Origin of the sequence: Cupriavidus sp. UME77 (genome assembly GCF_014170355.1) — a bacterium.
Lineage (GTDB): Bacteria > Pseudomonadota > Gammaproteobacteria > Burkholderiales > Burkholderiaceae > Cupriavidus > Cupriavidus basilensis.
In genome coordinates this window covers 106241-121208 of the sequence record NZ_LZZU01000013.1, presented here as the reverse complement: position 1 = coordinate 121208, position 14968 = coordinate 106241, and the positions used below count along the sequence as shown (strand labels likewise).

General features: G+C 68.2%; 12 protein-coding genes. 4 read left to right on the top strand and 8 right to left on the bottom strand.

Going from position 1 to position 14968, the window contains the following annotated elements; translation table 11 throughout:
- Positions 1-53 precede the first annotated feature (53 nt).
- Together shc and A9975_RS06155 are read left to right on the top strand one after the other, a co-directional pair.
- Positions 54-2069 carry a squalene--hopene cyclase gene (shc, locus tag A9975_RS06160; RefSeq protein ID WP_183031850.1) on the top strand — a complete coding sequence of 672 codons (2016 nt, stop codon included), beginning with the start codon at positions 54-56 and terminating at the stop codon, positions 2067-2069.
- Positions 2070-2080: 11 nt separating this feature from the next.
- Positions 2081-2758 (top strand): phosphorylase, encoded by a 678-nt coding sequence (locus A9975_RS06155; protein ID WP_304523847.1) that lies wholly within the window; start codon positions 2081-2083, stop codon positions 2756-2758.
- 94 nt (positions 2759-2852) lie between these two features.
- Here the strand turns inward: A9975_RS06155 and A9975_RS06150 are convergent, their stop codons facing one another.
- Both A9975_RS06150 and A9975_RS06145 read right to left on the bottom strand, forming a co-directional pair.
- Positions 2853-3689 carry a VacJ family lipoprotein gene (locus A9975_RS06150; RefSeq protein ID WP_183031848.1) on the bottom strand — a complete coding sequence of 279 codons (837 nt, stop codon included), beginning with the start codon at positions 3687-3689 and terminating at the stop codon, positions 2853-2855.
- Positions 3690-3709: 20 nt separating this feature from the next.
- Positions 3710-6379, bottom strand: coding sequence for an MMPL family transporter (locus A9975_RS06145; protein WP_183031847.1), 2670 nt, complete (start codon positions 6377-6379; stop codon positions 3710-3712).
- 281 nt (positions 6380-6660) lie between these two features.
- On the opposite strand from A9975_RS06145, the gene A9975_RS06140 reads away from it, so the two are divergent.
- Positions 6661-7308, top strand: coding sequence for a phospholipid-binding protein MlaC (locus A9975_RS06140; RefSeq protein WP_183031846.1), 648 nt, complete (start codon positions 6661-6663; stop codon positions 7306-7308).
- A gap of 107 nt (positions 7309-7415) precedes the next feature.
- Here A9975_RS06140 and hpnH read toward each other — a convergent pair whose 3' ends face one another.
- Together hpnH and ispH are read right to left on the bottom strand one after the other, a co-directional pair.
- Positions 7416-8582, bottom strand: coding sequence for an adenosyl-hopene transferase HpnH (hpnH, locus tag A9975_RS06135; protein ID WP_183031845.1), 1167 nt, complete (start codon positions 8580-8582; stop codon positions 7416-7418).
- Positions 8583-8615: 33 nt separating this feature from the next.
- Positions 8616-9617: a 4-hydroxy-3-methylbut-2-enyl diphosphate reductase gene (gene ispH / locus A9975_RS06130; protein WP_183031844.1), complete on the bottom strand. Its 1002-nt coding sequence runs from the start codon at positions 9615-9617 to the stop codon at positions 8616-8618.
- A gap of 158 nt (positions 9618-9775) precedes the next feature.
- On the opposite strand from ispH, the gene hpnA reads away from it, so the two are divergent.
- Positions 9776-10777 carry a hopanoid-associated sugar epimerase gene (gene hpnA, locus A9975_RS06125; RefSeq protein WP_220810639.1) on the top strand — a complete coding sequence of 334 codons (1002 nt, stop codon included), beginning with the start codon at positions 9776-9778 and terminating at the stop codon, positions 10775-10777.
- A 36-nt stretch (positions 10778-10813) separates the two neighbouring features.
- On the opposite strand, the gene A9975_RS06120 is transcribed toward hpnA, so the two are convergent.
- The 4 genes from A9975_RS06120 to A9975_RS06105 all read right to left on the bottom strand — a co-directional run bounded on the left by A9975_RS06120 (position 10814) and on the right by A9975_RS06105 (position 14866).
- Entirely contained in the window at positions 10814-11953 is a 1140-nt protein-coding gene (locus A9975_RS06120; RefSeq protein ID WP_183031842.1) for a glycosyltransferase, read from the bottom strand.
- Positions 11954-12010: 57 nt separating this feature from the next.
- Positions 12011-12979, bottom strand: coding sequence for a ferritin-like domain-containing protein (locus A9975_RS06115; RefSeq protein ID WP_255503083.1), 969 nt, complete (start codon positions 12977-12979; stop codon positions 12011-12013).
- 152 nt (positions 12980-13131) lie between these two features.
- The gene (locus tag A9975_RS06110) at positions 13132-13947 is read right to left on the bottom strand and encodes an AraC family transcriptional regulator (protein ID WP_183031841.1); all 816 of its coding nucleotides are present in this window, start codon (positions 13945-13947) and stop codon (positions 13132-13134) included.
- The gene (locus A9975_RS06105; protein WP_183031840.1) at positions 13931-14866 is read right to left on the bottom strand and encodes a DMT family transporter; all 936 of its coding nucleotides are present in this window, start codon (positions 14864-14866) and stop codon (positions 13931-13933) included. The genes A9975_RS06110 and A9975_RS06105 overlap by 17 nt, the downstream gene beginning before the upstream one ends.
- Positions 14867-14968 lie beyond the last annotated feature (102 nt).

Here is a 14968-nt window from a genome sequence, read left to right as displayed (position 1 = left end):
GCCGCGCGCGGCATTGCCGTAATTGCGTTGTTGAAAAGAGGACATCGAAACCGATGAGCCAAGTTGCACTATCCCCCAATTCGAATGAGCCCGCGCATGCCGCGCCCGCGCCAGACGAGTTGGAAGGCACGCTCGACCGCGCGCTAGACGCCTTGCTGGCCACCCAGCGGCCGGACGGCCACTGGGTGTTCGAGCTGGAGGCCGACGCGACGATTCCGTCGGAGTATGTACTGCTGGTGCACTATCTGGGCGAGCCCCCGGATACCGTGCTGGAGGCCCGTATCGCGCGCTACCTGCGCCGCATCCAGAACGCCGATGGCGGCTGGCCGCTGTTCCATCAGGGCCGCTCGGACATCAGCGCCAGCGTGAAGGCGTATTTCGCGCTCAAGATGATTGGCGACGACACCGAGTCGGAGCCTATGCGCCGCGCCCGCGCCGCCATCCATGGGATGGGCGGTGCCGAAGCCAGCAATGTCTTCACCCGCACGCTGCTCGCGCTGTACGGCGTGATGCCGTGGCAGGCGGTGCCGATGATGCCGGTGGAGATCATGCTGCTGCCGCTGTGGTTCCCGTTCCACCTGTCCAAGGTCGCGTACTGGGCCCGCACGGTGATCGTGCCGCTGCTGGTGCTCAACAGCCTGCGTCCCCAGGCCAGGAACCCGCGTGGCGTGGGCATCGACGAATTGTTCATCCGTCCTTGCCAGGCAGCCCGGCTGGCCCCGCGCGCGCCACACCAGAAGCGCGTGTGGTTCGGCCTGTTCCGTGTGCTGGACGCCGGCTTGCGCGTGGCGGAGCCGTTGTTCCCCCGCAGCCTGCGCGCGCGCGCCATCGCCCGCGCCGAGAAGTTCGTGCGCGAACGCCTGAACGGCGAGGATGGCCTGGGCGCGATCTTTCCGGCCATGGCCAATGCCGTGATGATGTTCGACGTGCTCGGCGTGCCGCGCACCGATCCCGATGTGGCGGTGGCCCGCGCCTCCATCGAGAAGCTGCTGGTGGTGCATGGCGACGAGGCCTATTGCCAGCCGTGCCTGTCGCCGGTGTGGGACACCTCGCTGGCCAGCCACGCCTTGCTGGAGGTGGGTGGCCCGCGTGCCGAGGCGGCCGTTGAGCGCGGCTTGCAATGGCTGCGCCCGCTGCAGGTGCTGGACGTGCGCGGCGACTGGATCGTGCGGCGCCCAGACGTGCGTCCCGGCGGCTGGGCTTTCCAGTACGCCAACCCGCATTACCCGGACGTGGACGACACCGCCGTGGTGGCGATGGCCATGGACCGCGCGGCGCGCACCGGCGCAGCCGCGCCGGCCGTGGCGCCGGCCAGCCATCGTTCACGCTACGACGAGGCTGTCAGCCGTGCGCGCGAGTGGGTGGCGGGCATGCAGAGCGGCAACGGCGGCTGGGGCGCGTTCGAGCCCGAGAACACGCATGAGTACCTGAACAATATCCCGTTCGCGGATCACGGCGCCTTGCTCGATCCGCCCACCGCCGACGTGTCGGCGCGCTGCCTGTCGATGCTCGCGCAGCTGGGCGAGACCGCGGCCAGCAGCCAAGCCTTCCGGCGCGCCCAGCGTTACCTGCTCGACGAGCAGATGGCCGACGGCAGCTGGTATGGCCGCTGGGGCACGAACTATGTCTACGGCACGTGGAGCGCGCTGTGCGCGCTCAATGCCGCCGGCATGGCGCCCGAAGCGCCGGAAATGCGCCGCGCTGCCGACTGGCTGATCTCGATCCAGAACGCCGACGGCGGCTGGGGCGAGGACGGCAGCAGCTACCGCCTCGACTACCAGGGCTACGAGACCGCGCCGAGCGTGCCGTCGCAAACCGCCTGGGCAGTGCTGGGCCTGATGGCCGCGGGTCAGGTCGATCATCCGGCCGTGGCGCGTGGTGTGGACTACCTCATGCGCATGCAGCAGGCCGACGGCCTGTGGAGCGAGGCGCGCTTTACCGCGGTGGGCTTCCCCCGCGTGTTCTACCTGCGCTACCACGGCTACGCGCGCTTCTTCCCGCTGTGGGCGCTGGCGCGCTACCGCAACTTGCGCCGCGACGGCACGCGGGCGGTGGCGTGGGGGATGTGACGGCGCCAAGCTTGCCGCAACGCGATGCGGGTCCCACGCTGGTGGTGACCGGCATGCGCTTCGAGGCCGGCATCGCCGCCGGCCCCGGCGTTGAAACCCTGCACGGCCTGCGCGCCGAAGCCTTGGCGCAAGGCCTGCGGCAACGCCTGGCGCGTCCCTGCGCCGGCGTGATCAGCTTTGGCGTGGCCGGCGGGCTGGATCCCGCGCTGTTGCCAGGCAGGGTGATCGTCGCCTCGGCCATCCATGATGGGAATCGATTGCGGCCCGTTGACGCGAGTTGGTCGCGCTCGCTTTCGCTTGCCTTGCCCGAGGCCATTTCCGGCGTGCTCGCCGGCGCTGACCAGGCTGTGACCTCGGTGGCGGCCAAGACGGCATTGCATGCGGCCACCGGTGCGCTGGCGGTCGACATGGAATCGCATATCGCGGCGCGTGTCGCCGAGGAATTCGGGCTGCCGTTCGCCGCCTGCCGGGTGGTGATCGATCCCGCGCAGCGGGAAGTCCCGCCCGCCGCGGTGGCCGGCATGGGTCCCGATGGCAGCACCGACATCTGGGCATTGCTCAAGGCGCTGCTGGCGGGGCCGGGACAGGTGCCGGACCTGATCCGGCTGGGCAGGGATGCGCGGCTGGCCAGGCTTGCGCTGCTGGCCGCCAGGGGCAGGGTGGGGATGGGGTTTGGCTTATTGGCTTAGGCCTGGGATAAGGCCCGAGGCCCGAGCCAGCCTGAAGCCTGCCTGAAGCCTGCCTGGCGCCGCATGCAGCGCCAGACAGGGTCAAGCCCAGGGCTCAAGGCTTCTTCGCTTCGCCTTCCGGCGTTTTGTCTTGCGCGCCGCCAGGCGCGGGGGTGGCGGCAGGCGCGCCGGGTGCGCCGGGCGCAGGCGCCGCGTTTTCGGCCGGCGCGTCGGTATCCTCATAATCCGGCAGCTTCCCGCCACCGCCCTGGATCAGGTACTGCCTGCGCTGGCGGTATGCATCGCGCACAAAGCTGTACTTGTCCAGCGCCGCCAGCGACAGCAGATCGGTCGCGCCAAGCGCATTGGTCCGTGCGTCCAGGAAGCCCAGGCCCCACAGGCCCCACTTCACGTTTTCATCGTTTACCCACGTGGTCGGGGACAGCTGGAAGTTCACATACAGCCCGACGCCGTCGCGGATCGAGCTGGGGCCGAACAGCGGCAGGACCAGGTACGGGCCGGCCGGCACGCCCCACACGCCTAGCGTCAGCCCGAAGTCCTGGGAGTGCTTGCTGATGCCGGCGGGCGTGGCGATATCGATCAGGCCGCCAATGCCCAGCACGGAGTTCACCGCCACCCGCATGAAGCTTTCCGCCGCATCCACGCCCTTGCCTTGCAGCAGGTTGTTGACCGTATTGCCGACGTCGGCGAGGTTCGAATAGAAATTGGTGACCGCGGTGCGCACCGGTTGCGGCGTGACGGCGCGGTAGCCCTTGGCCAGCGGCGTCGCCACGTACTCGTCGGCCTTGTCGTTGACCTTGAAGACAACGCGGTTGAGCGGCTCCAGGGGGTCGTCGGGGCTGGCTTGCGGGCCGCTGGCGCAGGCTGTGACCAGCAGCGAGAACGAGAGCGCCGGCAGGAGGCGAGAGAGGCGAGAGTCGGGGTGAGTCATTGTTCTATGGAGACGAGACATCAATGGGCCGGACCGGTGGCGGGGGCCGACCGCTCGCGCGGCCTGCCCATCAGGATCGGCTGAAAGAATACGGCACCGACCAGCGTGCAGGCTAGCGCGAGTGCCAGCAACTTGCCCATGCTGGCCGTGCCCGGATGCTGGGACAGCCACAGGCTGCCGAACGCGGCGGCGGTGGTGGCGGCGCTGAACAGCACGGCGTGCGTCAGCGGGGATTGCAGCAGTCGGGTCTTGCCTTCGCGCCACGCGATCACATAGTAGATCTTGAAGGCCACGCCGATGCCGAACAGCAGCGGCAGCGCGATCACATTGGCGAAATTGAGCGGAATGCCGAACACCACGCACAGCTCCAGCGTCACCAGCGCGGACACCAGTAGCGGCACCAGCGTGCGCAGCACATCACCCACGCGGCGCAGCGTGATCCACAGCAGCAGCGTGATCGACAGCACGGCCCACACGCCGGCCTGGGCAAAGGCCGTCATGATGGTGTCGGCGGATCCGCGGATCGAGATCGGGCCGCCAACCGCGGTGGGCTCGACGCGCTGGACGGCGTCGATAAAGCGCGTGAGCGCGGCGTCGCGCGCCTCGCTGTCGCTGGTGTTGGAGGTGTCTCCCGGCTTGGCCGCGGCGGGAAGCTTGGGGCTCACGCTGACGAGCGCCTGGCCATCCGGGGCGACCCAGTCGCGCACCAGTGCCGGTGGCAGGGTTTCACGGGTGATTGGCTGTGGCGCTAGCGCGCGCTGCAGGCGCGCCAGCGCCAGGCGCAGCGGCTGGGCGATGGCTTGCTCGGCGCGCTCGCGGGTGGCCGCGTCCGCGGCGGCCAGCTTTCGCAGCGAGGCCGCCAGGCGCGCCGCCTCGGCGGCGCCTGGCCCGGGATGCTCGTCCGCGGCCAGCGCGAGCTGGCGTGCGGCGTTCTTGAGGGAATTGACTAGCCTGGCATCGTTGGCAGGGGTGGCCGTTGCCTGCGTCAGCACCGGCATCAGGCTGGCCGAGGCGGCGGCGATCAAGGCGAGCCGCGCCGGCTGGTCGTCGGGGATGAAGGTCTGCAGCGTGACGGTGCGCGAGACTTCCGGCAGCGCCGCCAGGCGGGCGGCGGCGGTCTGCGCGGCGGCCAGCGAGGGCGCCAGCACACTGACGTTGTCGGTGCCGGCCTGGGGCGCATCCTTGAGCGAGAGCAAGGTGGCCATCGACTCGGAATGCGGATCCTTTAGGTGCAGCGGATCGAAGTCGAAGCGCAGGTGCATCAGCAGTGGCGACCCCGCCAGAATCAGGGCGGCGGTTGCCAGCAGCACGGCCTTGCGATTGCGCTCGAAGAAATCGTCGGCGGGCGCCAGCCATTTGAAGCCAGGCACTTCGACCCGTCCCACTTCGTCCTTCGGGCGGAACACGGTGATCAGGGCGGGCAGCAGCGTGATGGTGGTGAGAAAGGCCACCAGCATGCCCACGCCGGCGATCTGGCCCAGCTCGGCCACGCCGCGATAGTTGGTGGGCAGGAAGCAGAAGAAGGCCGCCGCGGTGGAGGCCGCGGCCAGCGCCAGCGGCACGCCGACTGCCCGTGCCGTGCTGGCCAGCGCGTCCGGGATGTCCGTATGCACATGGCGCTCGGCGCGGTAGCGCACGCCAAACTGGATGCCGAAATCCACGCCCAGGCCGACAAACAGCACGGCAAAGGCTACGGAGATCATGTTGAGCGCGCCCACCATGGCCAGCCCGAGGGCGGCGGTGATGGCCAGTCCGACCGCCAGGCTGGCCAGCACGGCCAGGATCAGGCGCTTGGAGCGCAACGCCAGCCACAGGATCAGGATCACCACCAGCACCGTCAGTGCGCCATTGAAGGCCGCGCCTTCCTTGACCGAGGCAAACTCGTCGTCGGCCAGCGCCTGCGAGCCGGTCAGGCGTACCTGGGCGCCGTAGCGCTGTGCCAGGCCCAGCTTGGTGGCCGTGGCACGGATGGCATCGGCGGCATCCGCGCCGGCCTGCAGGCCAGCGTAGTCAAGCACGGGGCTGAGCGCGACAAACGCCGTGGCGGGGTGGCCCGGGGCTGGCTCCTGGCTCGAATCCACCAGCCCGGTCCAGGACAAGGCGCCCGGCTTGCCAGCCAGCACCCGGTCGACCGTATCCGCGCTCTTGCCGAGCAGCTTGGCCATGTCGCCCAGCTTGACCTGCCCCAGTTGCAGCGGCAGCGACAGCGTGGTCGACAGCGTATCGGAAAGCCCGCGCAGGGTCGGGTCGTGCGCCAGCGCGTTCAGCAGCGGCCGCGCCTGGGTCAGCTGCGACGTAACGTCGCGCAGCTTGGCGGTATCGACGAAGAGCAGGCCGTTGCGCTCGAAGAACTCGCCGCCGCCAGGCTGGCTGACGGCGCGAAAGAGCTTGCCTTGCTTGGCGAGCGCGTCGGCTAGCTCATTGGCGGCAGCGTCCGCCAGCTCGGGGGCCGGCGCCTGCACTACCGCCAGGATCATCTGGTCGCGTTGGGGAAACGCGGCGCTGACGGCGGCATCGCGGCGCGCCCAGGGCTGGTCCGACTCGAGCAGGCGGCTGATATCGGTATTGATGGCGAAATGGCCGGCCACATAGACACCGCTGACGGCGGTCAGCAGCAGCGCCAGCGCGATGACGGGCCACGCGCGGCGGGTGGAAAACTGGACAATGCGGATGACCAACGACGTCAACATGGGCGAGTTCGGAAGCAATAACGGTGTGGTGCGCAACGACGCGCGTAGTCAAAGGCGCAAAGCAGGGCGCAAAGTGGCAGCCGCGAGTATAACGGGACGGCGCGGTGTGGCGCTGCGCGGAGCGCGCGCGCCGGTACGCTATACTGCCCCGGCACGTGCGCGCGGACCGGGCTGCAGCCTTGCAGCGGCGCAGCGCGGCGCGTTTCCTGTTTGATTTTCCTGGCAAGTCTGCCGGGCATTGCCGGCGGCGAACCGACTGGCATTTTCAGGTCCAAATTCGCATGAAGAAACACGGTATTGCTTTCCAGGCCCTCGTCACCCTCGTTCCGCTTGCCGCAGTGGCCATGGTTTGCCCCGCGCAAGCGCAAACGGTCGACAGGTCCTCGCCGGACCGTCTGGTACGCGCGGCGGTCGAGGGCGTGATCGGCACCATCCAGTCCAGCCCCGACACCCGCAACGGCGACCTCGCCAAGATCACCGCGGTCGTGCAGCGCCAGTTCCTGCCGTACACCGATTTTGAGCGCACCACCCGGCTGGCGGTTGGCAGCGCCTGGCGCAATGCCACGCCCGAGCAGCAAAAGCAGCTCTACGAGCAGTTCCAGACCTTGCTGGTGCGCAGCTACGCGGTGTCGCTGTCGCAACTGCGCGAGCAGAACGTGAAGTTCAGCTACAAGCCGACGCTGGCCGCCAGCGGCGCCACGGATGTCGTGGTGGAGACGCGCGTGCTGAACAACGGCGATGAAATGCAGATCGATTACCGCCTGCAGCGCAGCGGCAACGGCTGGAAGATCTACGATATCAACATGATGGGCGCCTGGCTGATCGAGGTGTACCGCCGCCAGTTCGCCGATATCGTCGCACGCAACGGCATCGACGGCCTGCTCAAGTACCTCGCCAACCACAACGCACGCCAGTCCGCCGACGCCTGAGCGCCTGGCCTGGGCCAGCGCATCAGCGACAGCGTCAGACATAAAAGGCTCGCTCCCGGGTACGCGCGGTACCCGGGAGCGAGCCTTTTTGCTGGCCGGCCTTCGGCTTAGTGCGCAGCGGCCTTGCGCGCCGCGGCGTCGTTGGCTGCCTTGGAAGGCTTCGAGCGGCCGATCTCTTCGAGCTTGATCTCGACGTGCTTCGAGAACACGTACTCGGCCGGGCGCTGCTTGGTCAGGTCGATATCCGGTGCCATCGGGCCCGACGTACGCACGCCGCGCAGGCTCACGCCCAACGCCTTGAGCGGGTGGGCGATGGTGTCCGCCACCGCGGTGGCCTCGAAACCGCTATGGACCATGCAGTCGGCGCACTTCTCGTAGTTGCCCACACCATAGGCGTCCCAGTCGGTGCCTTCCATCAGTTCCTTGAAGGTGTCGACGTAGCCTTCACCGAGCAGGTAGCACGGACGCTGCCAGCCGAACACGGTGCGCGCCGGATTGCCCCAGGGCGTGCACTTGTAGGTCTGGTTGCCGGCCAGGAAGTCCAGGAACAGCGTGGACTGGCTGAACGCCCAGTTCTTGCCGGCGCGGCCGCGCGACAGGATGTCGCGGAACAGCTGGCGGGTCTTGCCGCGGTTCAGGAAGTGCTGTTGGTCGGGCGCGCGCTCGTAGGCGTAGCCCGGCGACACGGTGATGCCGTCCACGCCCATGGCCTTCACGGAGTCGAAGAAGCGGGCCACTTTTTCCGGCTCGGCATCGTTGAACAGCGTGCAGTTGATGTTGACGCGGAAGCCGCGCTTCTTGGCCGCGGCGATGGCTTCGACGCAACGGTCGTACACGCCTTCCTGGCTCACCGAGCGGTCATGCATCTCGCGGTCGCCGTCCAGGTGCACCGACCAGACGAAGTACGGGCTCGGCTCGTACTGGTCCAGTTTCTTTTCCATCAGCAGCGCATTGGTGCACAGGTACACAAACTTGCGGCGCGCAATGATGCCCTTGACGATGGTGGGCATGTCCTTGTGCAGCAGCGGCTCGCCACCGGCAATGGACACCACCGGTGCGCCGCATTCGTCGACCGCGCCCAGGCACTGCTCGATGGACAGGCGCTGGTTCAGGATGGGATCCGGATAGTCGATCTTGCCGCAGCCGTTACAGGCCAGGTTGCAGCGGAACAGCGGCTCGAGCATCAGCGCCAGCGGATAGCGCTTGTTGCCCGAGAGGTGCTGCTTGACGACATAGGCGCCCACGCGGGCAACCTGCAAAAAGGGAATGGCCAAAATGTACTTCCTTGTTATAGGGGCGCCCGGGCGTTAGCCAGCGGCGGTTTGCGGGTCTGGCTGCGGCGCGGCTTCGGCGGTAGCCGTGCCGGCTGCCTGCCTGCGCGGCGACGGATCGGCCAGCTCGGCCGGCAAGCGGAACTCGGCGTGTTCCTCGCGGCCGTCCATGACCGACACATCCACCGGTCCGAGCTGGCGCAACGTGGCGATCACGTCATTGACCATTTCCTCGGGGGCGGAGGCGCCGGCCGTGATCCCGACAACTTCGACGCCGCGCACCCACTCGGGGTTCAGTTCGCTGCCATCGGCAATCAAATAGCTGGGCACACCGCTCTCCGTGCCGATTTCACGCAGGCGGTTGGAGTTGGAACTATTGGTGGCGCCGATCACAAGGATCACTTCCACCTGCTTGGAGAGCTCGCGCACGGCGCTTTGGCGGTTTTGCGTGGCGTAGCAGATGTCACGCGTATCCGGCCCGACCAGATTGGCAAAACGCCGGCTCAGGGCGGCAATTATATTACGTGTGTCGTCCACGCTGAGCGTTGTCTGGGTCACGTAGGCAACCGGGGTGTCCGCGGGCAGGTCGAGCAATGTGACTTCCGATTCGCTCTGCACCAGGATCACCTTGCCGGGAATTTGCCCCATCGTGCCCTCGACCTCCGGATGGCCGGCATGGCCGATCAGGATCACGGTGCGGCCACTGGCGGCGTACTGGCGCCCCTGGGTGTGGACCTTGATCACCAGCGGGCAGGTCGCGTCGATCGAGTGCAGCTGGCGGGCCTTCGCATCGCTCTCGACATCCTTGGAGACACCATGCGCGCTGAAGATGGTGACGGCGCCAGTCGGCACTTCGTCCAGTTCTTCCACAAATTGCGCGCCTTTGCGTCTCAACCCTTCGACCACGTGCTTGTTGTGCACGATTTCGTGTCGCACGAACACCGGGGCTCCGTGTTTGACGAGGGCACGGTCTACAATCTCGATCGCGCGCACCACACCAGCACAAAAACCACGGGGTTGAGCTAGAATCACCTGCATAAAGATAGGCCCCCCGACCCAGTCAACGGGTTCAGCATAAGTTGATATTCCGGAATCACTTTCCCGTCATACGGTGGTTACTATATACCGGTGCCGCAACCTTTGCCTGGCACCTGGCTACGGCCAGCAACACTTTGAGGGTTTTTTCGGTGGGTGATATGAGTTCAGGGGACTACGTCCTGGTAACAGGCGCATCCGGCTTTCTCGGCTCGGCAGTGGCGCGGCAGGCACTGGCGCGCGGTTTTCGCGTGCGGGCGATGGTACGCGCCGGCAGCCCGCGCCGCAACCTGGAGGGCCTGCCCGTAGAGATCGCCGAGGGCGACATGCGCGACGCGCCCGCGATGGAAAGCGCGCTCCGAGGGGTGCGTTATCTCTTCCACGTGGCGGCGGACTACCGGCTGTGGGCGCCGGATCCCGAGGAAATCGTGCGCACCAATGTGGCTGGCACCGAGACGGTGATGGGGGCGGCACAAGCTTGCGGGGTCGAGCGCATCGTCTACACCAGCAGCGTGGCTACCCTGCGCGTGGCGGGCGCCACCGCGCCGGTGACGGAAGAGGCCGCCATGGCCGGCCATGAGGCGATTGGCGCCTACAAGCGCAGCAAGGTGCTGGCTGAGCGCGTGGTGGAGCGCATGGTGGCCCGCGACGGGCTTCCTGCCGTGATCGTCAACCCCTCCACGCCGATCGGCCCGCGTGACGTGCGGCCCACGCCCACTGGCCGCATCATCGTAGAGGCCGCCACCGGCAAGATTCCCGCCTTCGTCGATACCGGCCTCAACCTGGTGCACGTGGACGACGTGGCCGAAGGCCATATGCTGGCCCTGGAGCGCGGCGTGACCGGCGAACGCTACATCCTCGGCGGGCAGGACGTGGGCCTGCAACAGATGCTGGCCGACATTGCGGCCATGACGGGGCGGCGTGCCCCCACCCTGCGCTTGCCGCGCTGGCCGCTTTACCCGCTCGCCTACGCGGCGGAGGCAGTGGCGCGCATGACCGGCAAGGAGCCTTTCCTGACGGCGGACGGCCTGTCGATGTCGAAGTACCGGATGTTCTTCAGCTCGGAGAAAGCCCGCCTGGCGCTGGGCTATCAGGCGCGGCCTTATCAACAAGGGCTGAGCGAAGCGCTCGACTGGTTCCGTAGCGCTGGCTACCTGGGGTAAGCGTCGACGGTCAGCCCCGCCGGTCAGCCCTGACCATCAGCCCCGTTGGGGCGCCTGCGCGCGTCCCTTCCACTGGCCGCCTTTGCGCAGCCAGTAGCGGCGCGCGGAGTCGACCGTGGCGCCGAGGTAGAACAACGCCGTCACTGGCAGCAGGGGTGCCAGCCAGAGCGGCTGGCGGTATTCACGCAGCATCGGCACGTAGGCCAGCGTCATGGCCAGCCAGGCGGCCCATGCCGGCCACAGCCGCAGGCCGCCGCCGAGCGCCAGCAAGGGCGGCGCCAGGTAGGTGAGGACCATGCCGGCCACGGCGCCGGCCAGCAGCAGCGGCGAGTAATGCAATTGGGTGTAGGCGCTGCGGGCAATCATGTCCCACAGGCTGCGCCAGTCATCGTATGGGCGCACGGAAATGCTGTCGTCGGCCAGGTCAAGGCGGATCGAGCCGCCTTGCTTGATGCAGGCAGCCAGGCTGCAGTCATCGATCAGTTCGCCCCGGATCGCGGCAAATCCGCCAATGCGGGCCAGCGCGGCACGGCGCGCCAGCATGCAGCCGCCGGCCGCTGCCGCCACGCCGCTGCGCGGATTGTTCACCCGCGCGAACGGGTAGAGCTTGGCAAAGAAGAACACAAAGGCCGGGACGATCAGGCGCTCCCACCACGATGCGCATCGCAGCCGCACCATCAACGACACCAGGTCCCGCTGCTCATGCGCGGCACGCGCCACCAACCGGGCCAGCACGCCATTGCCGTGATGGATGTCGGCGTCCGTCAGCCATACCCAGCCGGCTCCAGGCGCTGCCTTGTCGGCGGCGGCTAGGCCCTCGGACTGCGCCCAGACCTTGCCGCTCCAGCCGGCCGGCAGGTCGCGCGCCGTGATCACGGTCAGCGCATCCGCCTTGCCCAGCGCAGCCGCGGCGCTGCGCGCGAGGTCGGCGGTGCCGTCGGTGCTATGGTCATCCACCACCACCAGCCGCAGCGCTGCGGGATAGTCCTGGCCCAGCACGCTGGCCACGGCGCCGCCAATCACGTCCGCCTCATTGCGAGCCGGGATGATGGCGACCACCTCAGGCCATTGCGCGGGCGCGGGCGCGGGGCCGGGCTTGCGCACTCGCCAGAAGCCGGCACGGCCGGCAAGCAGCACGCACCAGATGGCGAGCGAGATCAGGGACAACACAAACATCTCAAGAAACTCCAGGACAGGATGGGTAGGGCAGCAACGGCATCAGCGCATCATGCATCAGCGCAACAGGCGCCGGGCAAGCCGGGCAAGCTTGGGCACGGTTTCAGGGCGCAGCAGGCGTGGATCGTAGCCGGCCATGCGGCGATCGTTCTCGGCCAGGCAAAGCTCGATCATCGCCCGCGGCGACAGGGCTTCGGCTAGCGAGGACGTGCTGTTCATGGGGAAATTGGCGTCCTTGGCCACGCCGTCGGCATCGATGCCGCGCGCAATGCCAACGCGCTCCCAGATCAGGAAGGCCCACACCCGCATCACCTTGAGCGTGTAAAGCGGGCGCCGCCACCAGGGCAGGTTGCGGCGATACCATGCCGCCCAGTTGACGAAGAACAGGATGTGGCGGCCTTCCTCCTGGATGACCGGCTCGAACGTTTCCACCAGTTCCGCAGGGAAGAAGCCCGAGCGCTTGGCCGCGGCAAACAGGCCAAAGGCAAAAAAACTATCGATGCACTCGCTGTAGCCGGTGACCAGCCAGCCCCACTCCACGTCAGATGGCGGGCGGTACTCAGGCTCGGGGGCCAGGGCGATGCCATAGGCTTCCACCAGTTTCGACAGCACCACCTTGTGGCGTGCCTCCTCGCCGCCATCCATTTCCAGCGCGCTGCGCAGCAGGGGGTTGGTCACGGTATCGGCGAAGGCCTGCACCCGCACGGAGGCACGGCCTTCGGTCTGCACCGCGATATCCCATATCGGCAGCGAGGTCACCCGGTGCAGGGCATCCGGGTCAAGCCTGGGCCAATCGATGACGGCGGGTTTGTAGGGGTTGTGGGTTTGCAGCAGCATATTGCAGAACATACGCAGATGCTGCGGCGAGCCGATGCGGACCGGCCCGGGCTCGGGGTCGGTCCAGTTGCGCATGGCATGGTCGGCCTGGTCGATCTCGGCCTTGGCGAGGGCAGCGACCACGGCGGCGGCCCTGGCCTCGGTGCTCGGCTCGCTGGTCCTGCTGGGTGTGGCAAGCGCGTCTGACATCCTGCTCCCCTGGCGGTTGATGGTCCGGGGGTAATTCTAGCGTGGCCGGCGCGCTTGCGCGTGCCGCACCCGCATCACGGCACGCGCAGGGTACGGCATGGAAAGGCAACGCAGGAGGTGACTTAGCCCTGGTACTGGACCGCCGCTGCGCGCTAGCGCGATGGCGGCAAGGCGATGTTCGCCAGCCCGAGGCCCGCACGCCATGCCCCCGGCGGCATGCCGAAGCGCTGGGTGAAGCTGCGTGTAAACGTGGTCTGGTCGGGAAAGCCTAGCGCCAGCGAGATATCCGCCAGTGGCTGGGCCCGGTCCGCCAGCAGGCGCGCGGCCTGGTCCAGCCGCAGGCGCGTCTGGTAGCGATGCGGTGTATCGCCAAAGGCGTCGCAGAACAGGGTGTGGAAGCGCCGCACGCTCCAGCCGAACCGTGCCGCGAGCTGGTCGGCCCGCAGCGGCGCGTCCAGGTGCTGGCGCAGGTAGGCGTCGACTCGCGCCAGCGGAAAATGCGTGGGCCGGGCGCGGCCGCCCACGCCCAACGCCTGCGCCAGGTCGGCGGCAAGGGTAGCGGCCAGTTGCCAGTGATGCTGCCGGGAGCTGGTTGCCTGGGGCAGCGCAGCCAGGCGCCGCACGCGTTCGCTCCAGCCGTCCGTGATGGCAAACGCCTTGGGCCGGTCCATCAGCGCGGCCGGCAACGCGAGCGAGCCCGGCGGAATGTCCAGCACCAACTGCCGGTTGTCGGCCAGCCCCAGGAAGTCGTGACGCTCCCCGGCGGGCACGATCAGCCCGCCGCGGGGATCGAGCCGGTGCAGGTGGCCGCCGAGTTCCAGCTCGCAGGCACCGTCCAGGCCGAACAGGACCTGATGGTAGTCATGGCGATGCCACTCCCGCTCTGGCTGGTAGACGCGGGTCTCCACCAGCGGCGCCGGCCGGCCCGCCTGCGCTAGCCGCACGGCATCGTCATCGTGCGGCGGCATGGCGGGTTTTGCGAGGGATCCGGGCGCCCTGGCCAGCCTGGCATAGCCAGACCCCAATGCCGGCAACGAGCAGGCCAAGTAACTGCAGGACCCCGAGCTTGTCGCCAAACAGCAGCCAGGCCTGCAGCGCCGCCAGCGGCGGCGCCAGGAACATCAGCGACGCGGCGGTGGCAGCCTGCCCGCGCCTGACGATGCGCACAAGCAGATAGGTGCCCAGGCCCGACAGCACCAGCGTGGCCCAGGCCAGTGCCGACCAAAGCGCCATGCCCGGTTGCCAGCGCGACTCGCCCAGCAGCCATGCCAGCGCGCCGGCCACCAGGGCGCCGCCCGCGTTCTGCCAGGCCATGCTGGCGCGCAGGTCGGCCGCGGCAATCGAGGTTTTCTGCAGGATCGTGCCCATGGTGATGGAGAGGATGGAGATGACCACCACCAGTACCACCCACGGCGAAACGGGGCTGGGTGCGCTGGCCAGGGTGGCGGGTGCCACCACCAATACTACGCCCAGGGAACCCAGTGCAAGCCCGCCCCAGCCCTGCCGGGACGGAAACTCCCCCAGCAACGGGATTGCCAGCAGCGCGGTCAGCAGCGGTTGCAAGGCACCGAGCAAGGCCATGGCCGACGGCGCAAGGCCATGCGCGATGGCCCAGTAGCCGCCACCCAGGTAGCTGCCATGCAGGAGCGCGCCCGCCAGCAAGTGCCGCGGCACTTCGCGCAGCGCTGGCCAGCGCGCCGCGCCTGCCACGGCCACGGCCGCGAACAGCACGGCCGCCAGGGAGAAGCGGGCCAGCAGGAACAGGCTGGGCTGGGCCACCGGCACGATGGCCCGGCCCACGATGAATCCGGTCGACCAGATCAGGACAAAAGCCAGGCTGGACAGCCAGGCGGCCGAGGCGGGGACGCTGAGGCGGGATGAGGGCATGATGTTTCAGCGCGCCGGCTGCGCGCGGGGGCGGCAATGATCGACAATGGGCTGCAGGCTAGTCGCCCGATGCCGTCCTGTCTTGGCAAATCCGGCAACGCG

Excerpts from the sequence above, each read along its gene's own strand:
- A9975_RS06140 (WP_183031846.1), top strand. The coding sequence starts at position 6,661 with ATGAAGAAACACGGTATTGCTTTCCAGGCCCTCGTCACCCTCGTTCCG.
- hpnA (WP_220810639.1), top strand. The coding sequence starts at position 9,776 with ATGAGTTCAGGGGACTACGTCCTGGTAACAGGCGCATCCGGCTTTCTC.
- A9975_RS06120 (WP_183031842.1), bottom strand. The coding sequence starts at position 11,953 with ATGTTTGTGTTGTCCCTGATCTCGCTCGCCATCTGGTGCGTGCTGCTT.
- ispH (WP_183031844.1), bottom strand. The coding sequence starts at position 9,617 with ATGCAGGTGATTCTAGCTCAACCCCGTGGTTTTTGTGCTGGTGTGGTG.
- shc (WP_183031850.1), top strand. The coding sequence starts at position 54 with ATGAGCCAAGTTGCACTATCCCCCAATTCGAATGAGCCCGCGCATGCC.
- A9975_RS06115 (WP_255503083.1), bottom strand. The coding sequence starts at position 12,979 with ATGTCAGACGCGCTTGCCACACCCAGCAGGACCAGCGAGCCGAGCACC.
- A9975_RS06150 (WP_183031848.1), bottom strand. The coding sequence starts at position 3,689 with ATGACTCACCCCGACTCTCGCCTCTCTCGCCTCCTGCCGGCGCTCTCG.
- A9975_RS06105 (WP_183031840.1), bottom strand. The coding sequence starts at position 14,866 with ATGCCCTCATCCCGCCTCAGCGTCCCCGCCTCGGCCGCCTGGCTGTCC.
- A9975_RS06145 (WP_183031847.1), bottom strand. The coding sequence starts at position 6,379 with ATGTTGACGTCGTTGGTCATCCGCATTGTCCAGTTTTCCACCCGCCGC.
- A9975_RS06110 (WP_183031841.1), bottom strand. The coding sequence starts at position 13,947 with ATGCCGCCGCACGATGACGATGCCGTGCGGCTAGCGCAGGCGGGCCGG.